13 protein-coding genes are annotated in these 19,779 nt (G+C 64.5%); 5 read left to right on the forward strand and 8 right to left on the reverse strand.

All coding sequences use genetic code 11. The features are described from left to right. Window positions 1-212: 212 nt before the first annotated feature. The 4 genes from DMX12_RS06625 to DMX12_RS06640 are packed head-to-tail and all read right to left on the reverse strand — an operon-like array spanning window position 213 to window position 5,768. Window positions 213-2,165, reverse strand: coding sequence for an acetyl/propionyl/methylcrotonyl-CoA carboxylase subunit alpha (locus DMX12_RS06625; RefSeq protein ID WP_110676742.1), 1,953 nt, complete (start codon window positions 2,163-2,165; stop codon window positions 213-215). Then, a complete protein-coding gene (locus DMX12_RS06630) occupies window positions 2,162-2,977 on the reverse strand; it encodes a gamma-carboxygeranoyl-CoA hydratase (RefSeq protein ID WP_110676744.1) in 816 nt (271 codons plus the stop codon). Before DMX12_RS06630 ends, DMX12_RS06625 begins: the two co-directional genes overlap by 4 nt. 4 nt (window positions 2,978-2,981) lie before the next feature. Then, a complete protein-coding gene (locus DMX12_RS06635) occupies window positions 2,982-4,589 on the reverse strand; it encodes a carboxyl transferase domain-containing protein (RefSeq protein ID WP_054912215.1) in 1,608 nt (535 codons plus the stop codon). Window positions 4,590-4,604: 15 nt separating this feature from the next. Then, the gene (locus DMX12_RS06640; RefSeq protein WP_029886664.1) at window positions 4,605-5,768 is read right to left on the reverse strand and encodes an isovaleryl-CoA dehydrogenase; all 1,164 of its coding nucleotides are present in this window, start codon (window positions 5,766-5,768) and stop codon (window positions 4,605-4,607) included. A 323-nt stretch (window positions 5,769-6,091) separates the two neighbouring features. Here DMX12_RS06640 and DMX12_RS06645 point away from each other — a divergent pair, with 323 nt between their 5' ends. Further along, window positions 6,092-7,774 carry an AMP-binding protein gene (locus DMX12_RS06645; RefSeq protein ID WP_110676746.1) on the forward strand — a complete coding sequence of 561 codons (1,683 nt, stop codon included), beginning with the start codon at window positions 6,092-6,094 and terminating at the stop codon, window positions 7,772-7,774. A gap of 87 nt (window positions 7,775-7,861) precedes the next feature. Here DMX12_RS06645 and DMX12_RS29415 read toward each other — a convergent pair whose 3' ends face one another. Next, entirely contained in the window at window positions 7,862-8,023 is a 162-nt protein-coding gene (locus tag DMX12_RS29415; RefSeq protein WP_009686375.1) for a hypothetical protein, read from the reverse strand. Window positions 8,024-8,165: 142 nt separating this feature from the next. Between DMX12_RS29415 and DMX12_RS06650 the strand changes: the two genes are divergently transcribed. From DMX12_RS06650 to glgB, 3 genes are all read left to right on the forward strand, one after another. Then, window positions 8,166-10,184: an alpha-1,4-glucan--maltose-1-phosphate maltosyltransferase gene (locus tag DMX12_RS06650; protein WP_110676749.1), complete on the forward strand. Its 2,019-nt coding sequence runs from the start codon at window positions 8,166-8,168 to the stop codon at window positions 10,182-10,184. A gap of 102 nt (window positions 10,185-10,286) precedes the next feature. Then, on the forward strand, window positions 10,287-13,607 hold the full coding sequence (gene treS, locus DMX12_RS06655; RefSeq protein WP_110676751.1) for a maltose alpha-D-glucosyltransferase: 3,321 nt from the start codon (window positions 10,287-10,289) through the stop codon (window positions 13,605-13,607). Then, a complete protein-coding gene (gene glgB / locus DMX12_RS06660; protein ID WP_110676753.1) occupies window positions 13,604-15,814 on the forward strand; it encodes a 1,4-alpha-glucan branching protein GlgB in 2,211 nt (736 codons plus the stop codon). Before treS ends, glgB begins: the two co-directional genes overlap by 4 nt. Window positions 15,815-15,869: 55 nt before the next feature. On the opposite strand, the gene DMX12_RS06665 is transcribed toward glgB, so the two are convergent. After that, the gene (locus tag DMX12_RS06665) at window positions 15,870-16,778 is read right to left on the reverse strand and encodes an autotransporter outer membrane beta-barrel domain-containing protein (protein WP_110676755.1); all 909 of its coding nucleotides are present in this window, start codon (window positions 16,776-16,778) and stop codon (window positions 15,870-15,872) included. A 188-nt stretch (window positions 16,779-16,966) separates the two neighbouring features. On the opposite strand from DMX12_RS06665, the gene DMX12_RS29820 reads away from it, so the two are divergent. Then, window positions 16,967-17,092 carry a hypothetical protein gene (locus DMX12_RS29820; protein WP_256598404.1) on the forward strand — a complete coding sequence of 42 codons (126 nt, stop codon included), beginning with the start codon at window positions 16,967-16,969 and terminating at the stop codon, window positions 17,090-17,092. Between the two features lie 90 nt (window positions 17,093-17,182). On the opposite strand, the gene glgX is transcribed toward DMX12_RS29820, so the two are convergent. Together glgX and DMX12_RS06675 are read right to left on the reverse strand one after the other, a co-directional pair. Next, window positions 17,183-19,336 (reverse strand): glycogen debranching protein GlgX, encoded by a 2,154-nt coding sequence (gene glgX / locus DMX12_RS06670; RefSeq protein WP_110676757.1) that lies wholly within the window; start codon window positions 19,334-19,336, stop codon window positions 17,183-17,185. 155 nt (window positions 19,337-19,491) lie between these two features. After that, window positions 19,492-19,773: a DUF2934 domain-containing protein gene (locus DMX12_RS06675; protein WP_110676759.1), complete on the reverse strand. Its 282-nt coding sequence runs from the start codon at window positions 19,771-19,773 to the stop codon at window positions 19,492-19,494. Window positions 19,774-19,779 lie beyond the last annotated feature (6 nt).

Below are 19,779 nucleotides of genomic sequence, written 5' to 3' on the forward strand. Positions count from 1 at the left end.
GGCCAGTGAGGCCTGTGAGAGGCGCGCGCGACCGCCTGGTTCATACGACGCGATATTGAGGCATGCGCCAAAGGGTTCGCGCGCAAATCCCCCAGGCATAACTGGCCCGAAACAAACGTAGGAGCGAGCGCAGCTCGCGATGCGCCGCGCGGGCGGCGCTCGGTCTCACAGGCGCTGCAAAGGATATGGCGAACACTCAACCCCCAGCCAACTCACTCCGCCAATTCGACCAGCACCGCCCCTTCGCTGACCATATCCCCTTCCTGGCAAAACAACGCGTTCACCGTGCCATCATGAGGCGCGCGAATGCTGTGCTCCATTTTCATGGCCTCCAACACCACCAGCGCGGTACCGGCTTCCACCCGCTGCCCCGGCGCCACCAGCACCCGCACGATACTGCCGTTCATTGGGGCGCCCAAGCCGCCCTGGTGACCGTGGCTGGCCTCGGCCTCGGCAATCGGGTCGAAGGCTTCGATGGCATGCATCTCGCCGCCCCACTGCAAGTACAGCGTAGCCCCGCGGCGCATCGCCAGGTGCTGGCGACGCACGCCGTCGTGGTCATGCACCAACTGCTCGCCCAGTAACTGCCAGGTGGGCGCCGCACTGTGCTCCAAGCCCACAGCGTGGGCCTGGCCAGCACTGACCAAGTGCAGGCTACTGCGCGCGGGCAGGCCCAGGCGCAGGCCGCTGCGCTCGGCCCATGGCGAACCGGGGTCATCTTCGCGCTGCTGCCCGGCCTGGCCCTGTCGCCAGGCTTCGGCTGCGGCCTCCCAGAAACTGACCGGCAGCGGCTGTGGTGCCGGCAGCAACGCGGCCTGGTGCCGCGCAATGAAGCCGGTATCCAGTTGCGCCGCGGCGAACGCCGGGTGCGCCAGAATGCGCCGCAGGAACGCGAGGTTGGTCTTCACCCCACCAATGGCGAATTCGTCGAGCATCGCCAGCAAGCGCAGGCGTGCCTGCTCGCGGTTGTCACCCCAGGCAATCAGCTTGCCCAGCATCGGGTCGTAGAACGGCGACACCGCATCGCCTTCGCTCACGCCACTGTCCACCCGCCGGCCTTCGCCAGCTGCCGATTCACGGTACAGCGCCAGCGTGCCGGTCGCCGGCAGAAACTCGTTGGCCGGGTCCTCGGCGTACAGGCGAACTTCAATGGCATGGCCGATCAGCGGCACCTGCTCCTGGGTGATCGGCAGGGCCTCGCCGCACGCCACACGAATTTGCCAGGCCACTAGATCCAGGCCGGTAATGGCCTCGGTGACCGGGTGCTCCACCTGTAGGCGGGTATTCATTTCCATGAAGAAGAACGCGCCACGGGCGTCGAGCAGGAATTCCACCGTACCGGCACCGACATAGCCAATCGCTTGCGCCGCCCGTACCGCCGCCTCGCCCATGGCCCGGCGCAGTTCGGCCGACAGGCCGGGGGCGGGAGCTTCTTCGACCACCTTCTGGTGGCGACGCTGGATCGAGCAATCGCGCTCGTTGAGGTACAGGCAATGGCCGTGCTGGTCGGCGAACACCTGGATTTCCACATGGCGCGGCTTGAGCACGTACTTCTCCACCAGCATGCGCGCATCGCCGAACGACGCCTGCGCCTCACGCTGGGCCGACGCCAGGGCATCGGCCAGCTGGCTTTCCTCCTCGACCACCTTCATGCCCTTGCCCCCACCGCCGGCGCTGGCCTTCAGCAGCACCGGGTAGCCGATGCGCCTGGCCGCGTCGCGGAAGGTGTCGAGGTCCTGGGCTTCGCCGTGGTAACCGGGCACCAGGGGCACCCCAGCGGCCTCCATCAACGCCTTGGCCGCCGACTTGCTGCCCATGGCGTCGATGGCGCTGGCCGGTGGGCCGAGGAAGATCAGCCCCGCCTGCTCGATGGCGCGGGCGAAGCCTGCGTTCTCGGACAGGAAGCCGTAACCTGGGTGAATGGCCTGGGCACCGCTGGCCTTGGCAGCAGCCAGCAGCTTGTCGACCAGCAGGTAGCTGTCGGCGGCCTTGGTGCCACCCAGGTCCACGCGGATATCCGCTTCGCGGCTATGCCGCGCGTCACGGTCGATGGCGCTGTGCACGGCGACGGTGGTCAGGCCCATGGCCTTGGCGGTGCGCATCACCCGGCAGGCGATTTCGCCGCGGTTGGCGACCAGCAGGGTGGTCAAAGCGGGGCGGCTCATGGGCGCGGCTCCTTGGTCTCAGCGGTTTGCCAGGCGGGTGGGCGTTTCTCCAGGAAGGCGCGCAGGCCCTCCTGGCCTTCGGCGCTGACGCGGATGCGGGCGATGGTGTTCTCGCAGTAGCGGCGCAGCGCCGGGCTGAGTTCGCCGTCGTCCACTTCACGCAAAAGCTCTTTGGTGGCACGCAGGGCCAGCGGAGCGTTGTGCAGCAAGTTGTTCACCCATAGCGCCACCTGTGCGTCCAGCTCAGTGGCGGGGTACACCTCGGCCAGCAGGCCCAGTTCGCGGGCCCGTATACCGCTGAAGCGCTCGGCAGTCAGGGCATAGCGGCGCGCGGCACGCTCGCCGATGGCCTTGACCACGAACGGGCTGATCACCGCCGGGGCCAGGCCGATGCGCACTTCCGACAGGCACAACTGGGCGTCTTCGGCGCCAATGGCCATGTCACAGCAACTGATCAGGCCCAGTGCGCCGCCAAACGCCGCACCTTGGACCACGGCCAGGGTCGGTACCTTGAGCCGGTGCAGGGCGTACATCAGTTCGCCCAGTTCATGGGCGTCATCCAGGTTGGTGTTGAAATCCAGCTGCGCCGACTGCTGCATCCAGGCCAGGTCGGCACCGGCGCTGAAGTGCCGGCCACGCCCGCGCAACAGTACGAAGCGCAAGCCGGTATCCTCGGCCAGCCGATCGATGGCGACGATCAGCTCGCGGATCATCTGCGCGTTGAACGCGTTGTTCTTGTCCTCGCGGCTAAGCCACAGGGTGGCGAAGCCGCGGGGGTCGCGAATCACTTCGAGGGTGCTGAAATCGCTCATGGGGTCACATCCGGAAAATGCCGAAGCGGCTCGCTTCGATCGGCGCGTTCAGCGCAGCGGACAGTGCCAGGCCCAGGATGTCGCGGGTTTGCGCCGGGTCGATGACGCCGTCGTCCCATAGCCGGGCACTGGAGTAGTAGGGGTGGCCCTGCTGTTCGTACTGGTCGAGAATCGGCTGCTTGAGCCTGGCTTCGTCTTCGGCACTGAACGGCTGGCCACTGCGCTCGCTTTGCTCGCGCTTGACCTGGGCCAGCACACCGGCGGCCTGCTCGGCGCCCATCACACCGATCCGCGCGTTCGGCCACATCCACAAAAAGCGTGGGTCGTAGGCACGGCCGCACATGCCATAGTTGCCGGCACCGAAGCTGCCGCCAATGATCACCGTGAATTTCGGCACCTGGGCGCAGGCCACGGCAGTCACCAGCTTGGCGCCATGCTTGGCGATACCGCCTTCCTCGTACTTCTTGCCCACCATGAACCCGGTGATGTTCTGCAGGAACAGCAGCGGGATACCGCGCTGGCAGGCCAGCTCGATGAAGTGCGCGCCTTTTTGCGCCGCTTCGGCGAACAGGATGCCGTTGTTGGCCAGGATCGCCACCGGGTAGCCATGCAGGTGGGCAAAGCCGCAGACCAGGGTGGTACCGAACAACGCCTTGAATTCGTCGAACAGCGAGCCGTCGACCAACCGGGCGATCACTTCGCGCACATCGAACGGCTGCTTGGCATCGGCGGGCACCACGCCATACAGCTCGTCGGCGGCGTACAGCGGTGCCACCGGGGCCAGGCGTTGCAGCTTGCCCAGCTTGTGCCAGTTGAGGTTGGCCACGCAGCGCCGGGCAATGGCCAGGGCGTGTTCGTCGTTGTCGGCGTAATGGTCGGCCACGCCACTGGTACGGCAGTGCACATCGGCCCCGCCCAGGTCCTCGGCACTGACCACTTCGCCCGTGGCGGCTTTTACCAGCGGCGGGCCGGCGAGGAAAATGGTCGCCTGCTGGCGCACCATGATCGCTTCGTCGGCCATCGCCGGCACGTAGGCCCCACCGGCAGTGCACGAGCCCATCACCACGGCGATCTGCGGGATGCCCTGGGCGCTCATGTTGGCCTGGTTGAAGAAGATCCGACCGAAGTGCTCGCGGTCAGGGAACACCTCGTCCTGGCGGGGCAGGTTGGCACCGCCCGAGTCCACCAGGTAGATGCACGGCAAGCGGTTTTGCTGGGCGATGGCCTGCGCACGCAGGTGCTTTTTCACCGTCAGCGGGTAGTACGAGCCACCTTTGACCGTAGCGTCGTTGGCCACGATCATGCATTCCACGCCTTCTACGCGGCCGATGCCGGCGATCACCCCGGCAGCCGGTACGTCCTCGCCGTAGACCTCGTGGGCCGCCAGCTGGCCGATCTCGAGGAACGGCGAGCCCGGGTCCAGCAGGCGGTCGATGCGCTCGCGTGGCAGCAGTTTGCCGCGGGAGGTGTGCCGTTCCTGAGCCTTGGGCCCGCCGCCCTGGGCGACCTGGGCCAGCAGGCCGCGCAGGGCCTGGACCTGGGCGGCCATGGCGGCATGGCTGTGGGCATAATCCGCCGCCTTGGTATTGAGCTGTGACTTGAGAATCATCATGACCCCTGGCGCAGATCAGCGCGTCTCGTTGAACAGTTCGCGGCCGATCAGCATCCGACGGATTTCGCTGGTGCCGGCACCGATCTCGTAGAGCTTGGCATCGCGCAGCAGGCGGCCAGCCGGGAATTCATTGATATAGCCGTTGCCGCCAAGAATCTGGATGGCTTCCAGGGCCATTTGCGTAGCCCGCTCGGCGGTGTACAGGATGACCCCGGCAGCGTCCTTGCGGGTGGTCTCGCCACGGTCACAGGCCTGGGCCACGGCATACAGGTAGGCGCGGCTGGCATTGAGCTGGGTGTACATGTCGGCGATCTTGCCCTGGATCAGCTGGAACTCGCCGATGCTCTGGCCGAACTGCTTGCGGTCGTGAATGTACGGCACCACCAGGTCCATGCAGCTTTGCATGATGCCGGTCGGCCCGCCCGACAACACCACGCGCTCGTAGTCCAGGCCGCTCATCAACACGCGTACACCGCCGTTCAGCTGGCCGAGAATGTTTTCTTCCGGTACTTCGACGTTGTCGAAGAACAGCTCGCAGGTGTTGGAGCCGCGCATGCCCAGCTTGTCGAACTTGTTGCTGCGGCTGAAGCCTGGCCAGTCGCGCTCGACGATGAACGCGGTGATGCCGTGGGCACCCTTGTCCAGGTCGGTCTTGGCATAGATCACGTAGGTATTGGCGTCGGGGCCGTTGGTGATCCAGGTCTTGCTGCCATTGAGTACGTAGCGGTCGCCGCGCTTTTCTGCGCGCAGCTTCATCGACACCACGTCGGAGCCGGCATTGGGCTCGCTCATGGCCAGCGCGCCAATGTGCTCGCCGCTGATCAGCTTGGGCAGGTACTTGAGTTTCTGTGCGTGGCTGCCGTTGCGGTTGATCTGGTTGACGCACAGGTTGGAGTGGGCACCGTAGGACAGTGCCACCGACGCCGAGGCCCGGCTGATTTCCTCCATGGACACCACGTGGGCCAGGTAGCCGAGGCCGGCGCCGCCATATTCTTCCGACACGGTGATGCCCAACAGGCCCATGTCGCCGAACTTGCGCCACATATCGGCAGGGAACAGGTTGTCGTGGTCGATTTGCGCGGCACGCGGGGCCAGCTCGGCGGCGACGAAGGTGCGCACCTGGTCACGGAGCATGTCGATGGTTTCGCCCAGGGCGAAGTTCAGGGTGGGGTAATGCATGCAGGGGCACCTTGTTGTTCTTGAAATGGGTTACACCGTAGCTCATGGAGCTGTCGCCGGACCCTGTGGGAGCGGGCGTGCCCGCGAATGCATCAGCAGGGCCGCCGTCAATTTCCTGAATGATCGCATTCGCGGGCACGCCCGCTCCCACAAGGTTCGGCTTCACGCCTGAGGATCGGTGTTGTTCATCACCTTTACGTTAACGTAAACCTGGCTTAGGCCGGGTGTCAATCTGATCGTCACCTTTACGTAAACGTAAATCTGCGCCAGAGTATCTCCGCTTGCTTCAGCCGTGCCCAGAACAACCACAAGAAGGGACACCCATGAGTCAACCAAGCTATACCCGCGGCCGCCAGGACCAGCCGTTGCTGACCCAGACCATCGGCCAGGCCTTTGACGCCACCGTGGCGCGTTGCGCCGATGGCCAAGCCCTGGTTTCGCGCCACCAGGGCGTGCGCTACAGCTGGCGGCAACTAGCCGAACAGGTCGACGCGTGTGCCCGCGCCTTGATGGCGCTGGGCCTGAACCGCGGCGACCGGTTGGGCATTTGGTCACCCAACTGCGCCGAATGGTGCGTGTTGCAACTGGCCAGCGCCAAGGTCGGGGGAATCCTGGTCAACATCAACCCGGCCTACCGGGTGGGTGAGCTGGAATACGTGTTGCGCCAGGCCGGGTGCCGTTGGCTGGTCTGCGCCGATGCTTTCAAAAGCTCCGATTATCACGCCATGGTTCAGGCGCTGGTGCCAGAGCTGGCGAGCGCCCCCGCGTGCGCACTGGCCAGCCAGCGCCTACCCGAGCTGCGCGGGGTCATCAGCCTGGCAGCCAACCCGCCGGCTGGTTTCCTGGCATGGCAAGCCCTGGCCGGGCTGGCCGGGCAAACCTCGAGCGAAGCCTACCTGGCCCGCCAAAGCGGGCTGCAGTTCGACCAACCGGTGAATATCCAGTACACCTCCGGCACTACCGGTGCACCCAAGGGCGCCACGTTGAGCCACTACAACATCCTCAACAACGGCTTCATGGTCGGCGAAAGCTTGGGCCTGGGCGAGCGCGACCGCATGGTGATCCCGGTGCCCCTGTACCACTGCTTTGGCATGGTCATGGCCAACCTGGGTTGCATCACCCACGGCAGCACCATGATCTACCCCAGCGATGCCTTCGATGCCGAACTCACCCTGCGTGCGGTGGCCGAGGAGCGTGCCAGCATTCTCTATGGCGTGCCTACCATGTTCATCGCCATGCTCGACCACCCGCTACGCGCCCAGGTGGACCTTTCCAGCCTGCGCAGCGGCATCATGGCAGGGGCGACTTGCCCGATCGAGGTGATGCGCCGGGTGATCGACCAGTTGCACATGGCCGAGGTGCAAATCGCCTATGGCATGACCGAAACCAGCCCGGTTTCGCTGCAAACCGGGCCAGAGGATGAGCTGGAGCTACGGGTTGCCACCGTTGGCCGCACGCAGCCACAGCTGGAAAACAAGCTGGTGGACGCTGACGGCTGCATCGTTCCGCGCGGCGAGATCGGCGAACTGTGCACGCGCGGCTACAGCGTGATGCTCGGCTACTGGGACAACCCCGAGGGTACAGCGGCAGCCATCGACCCGGCCGGCTGGATGCACTCGGGTGACTTGGCGGTGATGGACGAACACGGCTACGTGCGGATCGTGGGGCGCAACAAGGACATGATCATTCGCGGTGGCGAGAACATTTACCCGCGTGAACTGGAAGAATTCTTCTACACCCACCCGGCAGTGGCGGACGCCCAGGTGATCGGTATTCCGTGCAGCCGTTATGGCGAGCAGATCGTCGCATGGGTCAAGTTGCACCCTGGCCACACGGCCACCGCCGAAGAACTGCAATGCTGGTGCAAGGCACGCATAGCCCACTACAAGGTGCCGCGGCATATCCGTTTCGTAGACGAATACCCGATGACGGTAACCGGTAAGGTGCAGAAGTTTCGCATGCGCGAGATCAGCATCGCCGAACTCGGTGTCGATAGCGCGGGTTGACGGACCAGGCTGTCCGGTTTACCCGCACCGGCAGTTGCCCGCCTGCACCGACCTTGCAGGCGGCAAGGTCGGTAACCTGGTCTACCCTTAGGCTTTCACCGGTGGTTCCTGGTTCGGCGGGTCGCCCACCGTCGGCGGTTCGGTTGGCTTGACTGGCAGCTCGTCCGGGTCTTGCTCCGGCACGGGCGGCGGCAAGCTCGGGTCGTCGATGTTCGGATCGGGGGTTTCCGGTGGTGTTGGAATGTTCATGGCCTGACCTCGCGTGGGTGGTTTGAAGAGGTACTGCAGGCTTGGACTTCGGCCAGCTGCGATTCGCTCAGTTTTTTTTGAACCCTCACGCCCGCGCCCGGCTCTGAACCCTTACCGCCACCAGCCTGAGGGAGCAAGGTCGATGTCACGAAACGAGCTTTTTGAAAGCGTGCCAATGGCCAACGATCATCCTGACCAGGCCATCAGCCTGGCCCAGGCGCTGCTGGCCCCTCGCATCGTGATCGAGGACACCCAGCCGGTGCTCGACGCCGGCACCTTCGCCGCCAAGGCCATCAGTGGTCAACCGGTTGCCGTCAGCAGCAAGGTCTACAGCGATGGCCACGATCGCCTGGCCGTGGTGCTCAACTGGCGCCCGGCGCACAGCCAGCGTTGGCAATGCGTGCCGATGCAGTCGGCGGGCAACGACCTGTGGCTGGCCGAGTTCACCCCCACCGAGCTGGGGCCGCATGTGTTCGTTATCCAGGCCTGGATCGACCCGTTCGCCACGTACTGCCACGACCTGGAAAAAAAGTACCATGCTGGCGTCGAGGTCAGGCTGGAGCTGGAAGAGGGGCGGCTGATGCTCGGCCAGGGCATTGCCCTGTGCGATGGCGCCGTGCGCAACGAGCTTGAGGCCGTGCTGCAGCGCCTGGCGGAGGTGGGCAGTGACGACCAGGTGGCGCTGCTGCTGGACCCGCGCACCGCCCGGCTGATGGCCGAGGCCGAGCACCGCAGCTACCTGGCCCGCAGCCGCGAATTCCCGCTCGATGTCGACCGCCCGGCTGCGCAGTTCGCCAGTTGGTACGAACTGTTCCCACGCTCGATCACCGATGACCCGCAGCGCCATGGCACCTTCAACGATGTGCACCAGCGGCTGCCGATGATCCGTGACATGGGCTTCGACGTGCTGTACTTCCCGCCCATTCACCCTATTGGCCTGCAGCACCGCAAGGGGCGCAACAATGCGCTCACGGCCGAGCCGGGTGACCCGGGCAGCCCCTATGCCATCGGCAGTGCAGAGGGTGGCCACGAAGCGATTCACCCGCAGTTGGGCAGCCGCGAAGACTTCCGCCGCCTGGTGGCGGCGGCTGCCGAGCACGGCCTGGAAATTGCCCTCGACTTCGCCATCCAGTGCTCCCAGGACCACCCCTGGCTCAAGCAGCACCCGGGCTGGTTCAGTTGGCGCCCGGACGGCACCATCCGCTATGCCGAGAACCCGCCAAAAAAATACCAGGACATCGTCAACGTCGACTTCTATGCCCCCGAAGCAGTACCCAGCCTTTGGTTGGCGCTGCGCGATGTGGTGGTGGGCTGGGTCGAGGAAGGCGTGAAGACGTTCCGCGTCGATAACCCGCACACCAAGCCGCTGCCATTCTGGCAATGGCTGATCGCCAATGTGCGCAGCCAGTACCCGGAGGTGATCTTCCTCGCTGAGGCGTTCACCAAGCCCGCCATGATGGCGCGCCTGGGCAAGGTCGGCTATGCGCAAAGCTACACCTACTTCACCTGGCGCAACACCAAGCAAGAGCTACGCGAATTTTTCGAGCAACTCAACCAGCCGCCATGGAGCCAGTGCTACCGCCCCAATTTCTTCGTCAATACCCCCGACATCAACCCGTTCTTCCTGCACACCTCCGGCCGTGCCGGTTTCCTCATTCGTGCAGCATTGGCGACCATGGGCTCAGGGTTGTGGGGTATGTATTCCGGTTTCGAACTGTGCGAAAGCGCCGCGTTGCCAGGCAAGGAGGAATACCTGGACTCGGAGAAATACCAGCTGCGCCCGCGCGACTTCAGCCAGCCCGGCAACATCATTGCCGAGATCGCCCAGCTCAATCGCATCCGCCGGCAGAACCCGGCCTTGCAAACCCACCTCGGCGTCGCGTTCTTCAACTGCTGGAACGACAACATCCTGTACTTCGCCAAGCGTACGCCCGAGCGCGACAACTACATCCTCGTGGCAATCAGCCTAGACCCGCACAACGCTCAGGAGGCGCACTTCGAGCTGCCGCTGTGGGAGCTGGGGCTCGATGACAACGCCCAAACCCAGGGTGAAGACCTGATGAATGGTCACCGCTGGTCGTGGTACGGCAAGACCCAGTTCATGCGCATCGAACCTTGGCACCAACCATTCGGCATCTGGCGTATCGAAAAGGCCGGTTAGGGCATAGGTACCGGGCCGCCTTGCGGCCCATCGCCGGCAAATAGGCTGCACGGCAGCCGCAACGCCAGCCAACACGGTCCACAGACATGCAAGGAGTCACCCATGGCCAAGCGGTCCCGCCCGGCAGCCTTCATCGACGACCCGCTGTGGTACAAGGACGCTGTCATCTATCAGTTGCACATCAAGTCGTTCTTCGACTCGAACAACGATGGCATCGGTGATTTCGCCGGCCTGATCAGCAAGCTGGACTACATTGCCGAGCTGGGCGTCAACACCCTGTGGTTGCTGCCGTTCTATCCTTCGCCGCGGCGCGACGACGGCTATGACATCGCCGAGTACAAGGCCGTGCACCCGGACTACGGCAGCATGGCCGATGCCCGTCGCTTCATCGCCGAGGCGCACAAGCGTGGCCTGCGGGTCATCACCGAACTGGTCATCAACCACACCAGCGACCAGCAACCCTGGTTCCAGCGCGCCCGCCACGCCAAGCGTGGCAGCAAGGCGCGCGACTTTTACGTATGGTCCGATGACGACCAGAAGTACGATGGCACCCGCATCATTTTCCTCGACACCGAGAAGTCCAACTGGACCTGGGACCCGGTGGCAGGCCAGTATTTCTGGCACCGCTTCTACTCGCACCAGCCAGACCTCAACTTCGACAACCCGCAGGTGCTCAAGGCGGTAATCGGGGTGATGCGCTTCTGGCTCGACCTGGGCGTGGACGGGCTGCGCCTGGACGCCATCCCTTACCTGATCGAACGCGATGGCACCAACAACGAAAACCTCGCTGAAACCCACGGGGTGCTCAGGGCCATACGCGCCGAGATCGATGCCAACTACCCAGACCGCATGCTGCTTGCCGAAGCCAACCAGTGGCCGGAGGACACCCGCCCGTACTTCGGCGAAGGCGACGGCGACGAATGCCACATGGCCTTTCATTTCCCGCTGATGCCGCGCATGTACATGGCCCTGGCCATGGAAGACCGTTTCCCGATCACCGACATCCTGCGCCAGACCCCGGAGATCCCGGCCAACTGCCAATGGGCGATCTTTCTGCGCAACCACGATGAGCTGACCCTGGAAATGGTCACCGACCGCGAGCGCGACTACCTGTGGAACTACTACGCAGAAGACCGCCGCGCGCGCATCAACCTAGGCATCCGTCGGCGCCTGGCGCCCTTGCTGCAGCGTGACCGCCGGCGCATCGAACTGCTCACCAGCCTGCTGCTGTCGATGCCCGGCACGCCCACGCTGTACTACGGTGACGAGCTGGGCATGGGCGACAACATCTACCTGGGCGACCGCGATGGCGTGCGCACGCCCATGCAATGGTCGCCGGACCGCAATGGCGGTTTTTCCCGCGCCGACCCACAGCGCCTGGTGCTGCCCCCGGTGATGGACCCGTTGTACGGCTACCAGACGGTCAACGTCGAGGCACAAAGCCACGACCCGCACTCGCTGCTCAACTGGACCCGGCGCATGCTGGCGGTGCGCAAGCAACAGAAGGCTTTCGGCCGTGGCACGCTGCGCACGCTGAGCCCCAGCAACCGGCGCATCCTGGCCTACATTCGCGAATACACCGATGCCGATGGCAACACCGAGGTCATCCTTTGCGTGGCCAACGTTTCCCGCGCCGCCCAGGCGGCAGAACTGGAATTGTCACAGTACGCCGACAAAGTACCGGTGGAGATGCTTGGGGGCAGTGCCTTCCCGCCGATCGGTCACCTGCCGTTCCTGCTGACATTGCCACCCTATGCCTTTTACTGGTTCCTGCTGGCATCACACGACCGTATGCCCAGCTGGCACGCCCAGCCCACCGAGGGGTTACCCGAATTGATTACGCTGGTATTGCGCAAACGCATGGAAGAACTGCTGGCGGCGCCTGCCAGCGACACCCTGCAAACCAACATCCTGCCCCAGTACCTGCCGAAACGGCGCTGGTTCGCGGGCAAGGAAGGGCCCATAGACCAGGTACGGCTGTGTTATGGGGTGCGTTTCGGCACCGCCACTACCCCGGTATTGCTCAGCGAGCTCGAAGTGCTCAGTGACGGCGTGGCCACCCGTTATCAATTGCCGTTCGGGCTGCTGCCCGAGGAGCAGATCAACAGTGCGCTGCCACAGCAACTGGCGTTGTCCCGGGTGCGCCGGGCCCATCAGGTGGGTCTGATTACCGATGCGTTCGTGCTTGAGCCGTTCATCCGCGCCGTATTGCGTGCGTGCCAGGAAAGCACGCGGCTGGCGTGCGGCGACGCTGACGGCGAGCTGCGTTTCGACAGCACCGAGCAACTGGCCGGCCTGGGGCTGAATGAAGAAAGCGAGGTGCGCTACCTCAGCGCCGAACAGTCCAACAGCTCGGTGGTCATCGGCGACCGCGTGGTGCTCAAGTTGATCCGCCGGGTCAACCCGGGCATTCACCCGGAGCTTGAAATGAGCGCCTACCTGACCACTGCCGGCTTCGCCAATATTTCACCACTGCTGGCCTGGGTCAGCCGCGTAGATGCGCAGGCAGCCCCGCACCTGCTGATGATCGCCCAAGGCTACCTGAGCAACCAGGGCGATGCCTGGGCCTGGACCCAGAACACCCTGGAGCGCGCCATCCGTGACCAGATGGAGCCCACCCGTTCGGATACCGAGGCACATACCGACGCCCTCGCCGAACTCACAGCCTTCGCCGCCTTGTTCGGCCAGCGCCTGGGCGAGATGCACGTGTTGCTGGCAGCACCCACCGATGACCCGGCCTTCCAGCCGCGGCCCAGCGATGCCCAGGACCGCGAACGCTGGGTGACCCAGATCAGTGCCGAGTTGACCCATGCCCTCGACCTGCTGGCGCAGCACCGCGACCACCTGGACCGCGACAGCCAGGCGCTGGTCGACGACCTGCAGCAACAGCGCGACGGCCTGGTCGAGCATGTTCGCCAGTTGGCCGAGCAGGCCGAGGGCGGCTTGCTGATGCGCGTGCACGGTGACTTGCACCTGGGCCAGGTGCTGGTGGTGCAGGGCGATGCCTACCTGATCGATTTCGAGGGTGAGCCGGCCCGGCCCCTGGAAGAACGCAGGGCCAAACACAGCCCTTACAAAGATGTCAGCGGCGTACTGCGGTCGTTCGACTATGCTGCTGCGATGATCTTGCGCAGCGCGTCTACGGTGGACCTTTCCGAGGCGGCTCGGCAGGCGCGGCAACGGGTGGCCCGGCAGTACCTGCACCAGTCGCGGCATGCCTTCATCGAGGCGTACGGGCTGGCCACCGCTGCCATGCCCCATGCCTGGCAGCAGGCGGAAGGCGAGCGTGCTGCACTGGAGCTTTTCTGCCTGGAAAAGGCCGCCTACGAAATTACTTATGAAGCCGAGAACCGGCCGAGTTGGCTGGCCGTGCCTTTGCATGGCTTGCATGGACTGATCAGTACCTGGGGAGAGTCAGAATGAACGTAACAACGCGTGAAAACGGCGGCCTTCGGCAACGGGACCTCGACGCCCTGGCCCGCGCCGAACACGCCGATCCATTTGCGGTACTCGGCCCCCATGACGACGGCGCTGGCGGGCAGGTGGTCAACGCCTTCCTCCCCGGCGCCCTGAATGTGCGCATTCTTGCCCGCGAAGACGGGCGCATCCTTACCGAAATGGCGCAGGGCAGCCTGCCAGGCTTGTTCACCGCGCACCTCGATACAGCACAGCCTTACCTGCTGCAGATCGGCTGGGCTGGTGGCGAGCAGGTGACCGAGGACCCGTATAGCTTCGGTCCGCAATTAGGCGACATGGACCTGCACCTGTTTGCCGAGGGCAACCACCGCGACCTGTCCGGGCGTTTCGGCGCGCAGCCGGTGCAGGTCGAGGGCGTCGACGGGGTGTGCTTTTCGGTGTGGGCCCCCAACGCCCGGCGGGTATCGGTGGTGGGCGACTTCAACAACTGGGATGGGCGCCGCCACCTGATGCGCCTGCGCCATGGTGCCGGGGTGTGGGAGCTGTTCATCCCACGGCTGGGCGTGGGTGAAACCTACAAGTTCGAAGTGCTCGGCAAGGATGGCATCCTGCCGTTGAAGGCCGACCCCCTGGCCCGCGCTACCGAATTGCCGCCCAGCACGGCGTCCAAGGTAGCGGGTGAGCTGGGCCATGCCTGGCAAGACCACGACTGGATGGCGCAACGGGCGCAGCGCCATGCGTACAACGCGCCATTGTCGATCTATGAGCTGCACCCCGGCTCCTGGCGCTGCGAAATGGACGAGGCCGGCGAAGTCGGGCGCTACTACAACTGGCGGGAACTGGCCGAGCGCCTGGTGCCGTATGTGCAGGCGCTGGGCTTCACCCATATTGAACTGCTGCCGATCATGGAGCACCCGTTCGGTGGTTCCTGGGGCTACCAGCCACTGTCGATGTTCGCCCCCACCTCGCGCTATGGCAGTGCCGAGGACTTCGCCGCCTTCATCGATGCCTGCCACCAGGGCGGCATCGGGGTATTGCTCGACTGGGTACCGGCGCACTTCCCCACAGACGAACATGGCCTGGCGCGCTTCGACGGCACGGCCCTGTACGAGTACGACAACCCGCTGGAAGGCTACCACCAGGACTGGAACACGCTGATCTACAACCTGGGCCGCAATGAGGTGCGCGGGTTCATGATGGCCTCTGCGCTGCATTGGTTGAAGCATTTCCACATCGACGGGCTGCGCGTCGATGCGGTGGCCTCGATGCTGTACCGGGACTATTCGCGCAAGGCCGGCGAGTGGGTGCCCAACCGCCACGGCGGGCGCGAAAACCTCGAGGCCATCGACTTCATTCGCCACCTCAACGGTGTGGCGGCCCATGAGGCGCCGGGGGCGTTGATCATCGCCGAGGAGTCCACCGCCTGGCCCGGGGTCAGCCAGCCGATCGAACAGGGCGGGCTGGGCTTTGCCTACAAGTGGAACATGGGCTGGATGCACGACACCCTGCACTATATCCAGAACGACCCGGTCCACCGTGCCCACCACCACAACGAGATGAGCTTTGGCCTGGTGTATGCCTACTCCGAGCATTTCATCCTGCCCATTTCCCATGACGAAGTGGTACACGGCAAGCACTCGCTGATCGACAAGATGCCCGGCGACCGCTGGCAGAAGTTCGCCAACCTGCGCGCTTACCTGGCCTTCATGTGGGCCCACCCCGGCAAGAAGCTGCTGTTCATGGGCTGCGAATTTGGCCAGTGGCGGGAGTGGAACCACGATAGCCAGCTGGACTGGTACCTGCTGCAGTACCCTGAGCACCAAGGCGTGCAGCGCCTGGTGAGTGACCTCAACCGGCTCTACCGCGAGGTGCCTGCGTTGCATGAGCAGGACTGCCAGCCACAGGGCTTCCAGTGGCTGATCGGTGACGATGCGCAGAACAGCGTGTTTGCCTGGCTGCGCTGGAGCAGCAGTGGCGAACCCGTGCTGGTGGTCGCCAACTTCACCCCGGTTCCGCGTGAGGGTTACCGCATTGGCGTGCCGTTCGGCGAGCGCTGGCAGGAGCTGTTGAACAGCGATGCCGAGATGTACGCCGGCTCCAATGTCGGCAACCTTGGGCTGGTGCACAGCGAAGACATCGCCAGCCACGGCCAGCCGCAGTCGTTGGCCCTGAACCTGCCCCCGCTGGGTGTGCTGGTGATGAAGCCCGCCTGATGCATCAGCTGTGCTGGCCCTGCCGCTGGTTTGCCGGCGCCAGGGCCAGCGCAGGCTACCACCGCATGCGCACCCCAAGGCTGCCAATCAGCCCATTGAGGTCATTGCCATCCACATCGCTGCTGTAGTCGGCACTGACGAACATGGCCACCGAGGGCGTTACCCGCGCCACCAGCCCCAGGCCCAGTTCCACTGTTGTCGAAAAGCGCGAACTGGAGATCTTGTCGACCTGTTCCAGCTTCACTTCGTCAGGGTTGCTGAAGTCATACCACACGTTGGTCCGCACATAAGGCTCCAGGGGCATGCCGCGCATTTCATAGCGCCCGGACAATGTGGCGCCGACGCGGCCGCTCCAGCTGGGCTGGCTGTCGAAGGCCTGCCGGGTTGCGTGCTGCCCTTGGCTGCCGGGGAAGAACTGCTGGTTCATCAATTGCGCCTGGGGTTCGATCACCCAACTGCCAGCCAGGGGGATCGGATAGCCGCCCTCCACCGAGAAAGTCATCGCGTGGCCGCTGTCGCCCGGCCGTTGGCCGGTGTCACCCCGGCCATCCACCTCGATGCGCGAACCCACGGCCACGGCATCCAGGTGCCAGCCCTGCGCGTGGGCCATGCTCCAGTACATGCCCTGGCTTTCCCCGCTCAGTTGCGTAGCATTGCGCGGCTTGTCGCCCAACAGCGGGCGCATACCATTGAAGCTGCTTTGCAGGTTGTTGTGGCCGACCACCCTCCCGGCGCGTTGCACATCGCCTTCTGGCGTTGCACGCACGAACAGCTCGGGGCCGGTCATCAGCTGCTGGTCGGGCGCTGCGAGCGGTTCGGGCGCTTGCGTGCCGTTGCGGGGTAGGGGCGGATAAAGCTGTGACCACTCATACGCGAACGTTTCCACCGGGGTTGCCAGAAGCAGCGACGTGGAAACCGCGTAGAAAAGACGGTCGATGCGCACGGGGCTCGAAGTGGTTTTCATGGCGGGTCTCCTTTGCTCTTGTGAAGTACAGCTTGAGGACCTGGTCTGTTGTCACAGGCTGTACGGCAAAACAGAGGGCGACCCAAACCAGCACGCCCGCTTCGGCACACGCGCCCAAAGGCGCACGCTAGAGGCTCGGCGCGAGATTTTTACTGCTCGATAATCTTCAGCTAAGGAGAGGGGAGGGCTTGCGTCAAGAAAACGTGAAAGGCCCGTTCACCTTTTTTGGGGGTGACCAAGGCGCTGATTCAAAAGAAAAACCGTGCGGCTATAGCGGCGTTTGCTATTTCCCGCACGGGCGCTATGAAGAATGATTGCTAGCGCCACGCTTCGACAGTGGCGGCGTTCGATCTCACAGGCACTGAAGAGGCCGCGGCGGGCACTGCCCACCGCGCCTACCCGGTTCACTCGTCTTCGCGTTGCAACACCATCAACACCATCGAGCGCCCCTTCACCTCGAAGGTGCTGTCGAACTGCAGGTGCTGGCCCTTGCGCAGTTCGGGCCGGTCAGTGTCGATCAGGCAGTTCCAGTGGTCGCCATCCGGTACTGTCGGCAGCTTGAACGGCACCACATCATGGTGCGAGTTGACGATCAGCAGCACGGTTGCCTCGGCGCCGGGCCGGGCAATACCGCTGACCTGCGCGCGGCCATCGATCAGCATGCCCAGGCAGCGGCCGTGCGGGTCTTCCCACTGCTCCACGGTCATCTCGCCGCCATCCGGCGCCAGCCAGGTCACGTCCTTGACCCCGATCGCTTCATTGTAATCGCCGACCAGGAACCGCGAGCGGCGCAGTACCGGGTAGGTGAGGCGCAGGCGAGTCAGGCGCTTGACGAAGGCCAGCAGCTCTTTGCCTTCCTCGTCGAGGTCCCAGTTGATCCAGCCGATCTCACTGTCCTGGCAGTAGGCGTTGTTGTTGCCGTGCTGGGTGCGGCTGAACTCGTCGCCCGCCACGATCATCGGCGTGCCCTGGGCCAGCAGCAAAGTGGCGAAGAAGTTGCGCATCTGGCGCATGCGCAGGGCGTTCACGGCCGGGTCTTCGGTCGGCCCTTCGGCGCCGCAGTTCCACGACAGGTTGTTGTCGGTACCGTCCTGGTTGTTCTCGTCGTTGTCTTCGTTGTGCTTGTGGTTGTACGACACCAGGTCGCGCAAGGTAAAACCGTCGTGCGCGGTGATGAAGTTCACCGAGGAGTACGGCCGGCGGCCGCGGTTGTTGAACATGTCGCCCGAGGCCGTCATGCGCGCGGCAAAGTCGGCCAGCTGGCCTTCATCGCCTTTCCAGAAGGCGCGCACGGTGTCGCGGAAGCGGTCGTTCCATTCGGCCCAGCCGGGGGCGAAGTTGCCCACCTGGTAGCCGCCCGGCCCGCAGTCCCACGGCTCGGCAATCAGTTTGACCTGGCTCAGCATCGGGTCCTGGCGGCAGGCCACGAGGAAGCCGTGGCGCTCGCTATAGCCGTCATGGTACCGGCCAAGGATGGTCGCCAGGTCGAAGCGGAAGCCGTCCACGTGCATTTCGCCAGCCCAGTAGCGCAGCGAATCGGTGACCAGTTGCAGCACGCTGGGGTGGCTCAGGTCGAGGGTGTTGCCGGTGCCGGAGTCGTTGATGTAGTAGCGCTTGTCATCGGGCATCAGGCGGTAGTACGAGGCGTTGTCGATACCGCGCATCGACAGGGTCGGGCCGCGTTCGTTGCCCTCGGCGGTGTGGTTGTAGACCACATCGAGAATCACCTCCAGCCCGGCGTCGTGCAGGTGCGCGACCATCTCCTTGAACTCGGCGATCTTGCCGCTGGCCAGGTAGCGCGGGTGGGGCGCGAAAAAGGCGATGCTGTTGTAGCCCCAGTAGTTGTTCAGGCCTTTGTCCAGCAGGTGCTGGTCGTTGACGAACGCGTGAATCGGCAGCAACTCGATACTGGAAACACCCAGGTCCTTGATGTGCTTGAGCAATTCGTCGTTGGCCAAGCCGGCGAAGGTACCGCGCAGCTCCTCCGGCACGGCGGGGTGGCGCATGCTGATGCCGCGGGTGTGCGCCTCGTAGAGGATGGTGCGCTCCCAAGGTACTTGTACGCGCTCGTCACGGCCCCAGGTGAACGCCGGGTCGATCACCTTGCACTTGGGCACGAAGGGCGCGCTGTCACGTTCATCGAACGACAGGTCGTCGTCGGGGTGGCCGATGGTGTAGCCAAACAGTGCCTCGGACCACTTGAGTTCGCCGACCAGCTGCTTGGCATAAGGGTCGATCAGCAGTTTGTTGGGGTTGAAGCGGTGACCGTTTTGCGGCTCGTACGGGCCATAGACGCGGTAGCCATACACCAGGCCAGGGTGCGCATCGGGCAGGTAGCCATGGTAGATCTCGTCCGTGTATTCGGGCAGCTCGATGCGTTCGAGCTCATGCTCGCCGGTGGCGTCGAACAAGCACAGCTCGACCTTGGTGGCATTGGCCGAAAACAGGGCGAAGTTGACGCCCAGCCCATCCCAGGTGGCGCCTAGGGGAAAGGGTTGGCCTTCGCGGATGCGGGTTGGGGCAACCGAGCGGGTTTTCTTCGGGGTACGGGGGCTCATGGCAATCCTCAAATGGCCGTGGTGGAAGGTATGGAAGTGATGCAGTGCTGCCCAGGTGCCCTCTCGGTGGCGCCCGGTCCCCTGAAGCAACCACGACCGCCAGCCGTGTGGCGATCATGGGGGGGCGGGCAGGCCGCGAAGTGGCCGAAACCGGTTTAACCGGCAGTTGGCTTTTTGACCGCCCGTGGTTTCTTCGCCGCCGCGGGTTTTACCCCCGGCAGTGCCGCGACCTTGGGTTCGGCCGGCGGCTTGGGCTCGGCTGCCGACTTGGGTTTGGCAGGGGCCCGCTTGCGCGGTGCGGCTTTTGGCGCCAGGGCCTCGGCCTCGGCCAGCTTGCGGGCCATTTCCCAGTGGCGGTCTTCTTGGCCGGCGGGTTTACCTTCTGACTCCCAGATCTGGTAGGCAAATTCGCGAATACGCTTTTCATCGACACTCATCGAAAC

This window comes from Pseudomonas sp. MB-090624 (assembly GCF_003205245.1).
GTDB lineage: Bacteria > Pseudomonadota > Gammaproteobacteria > Pseudomonadales > Pseudomonadaceae > Aquipseudomonas > Aquipseudomonas juntendi.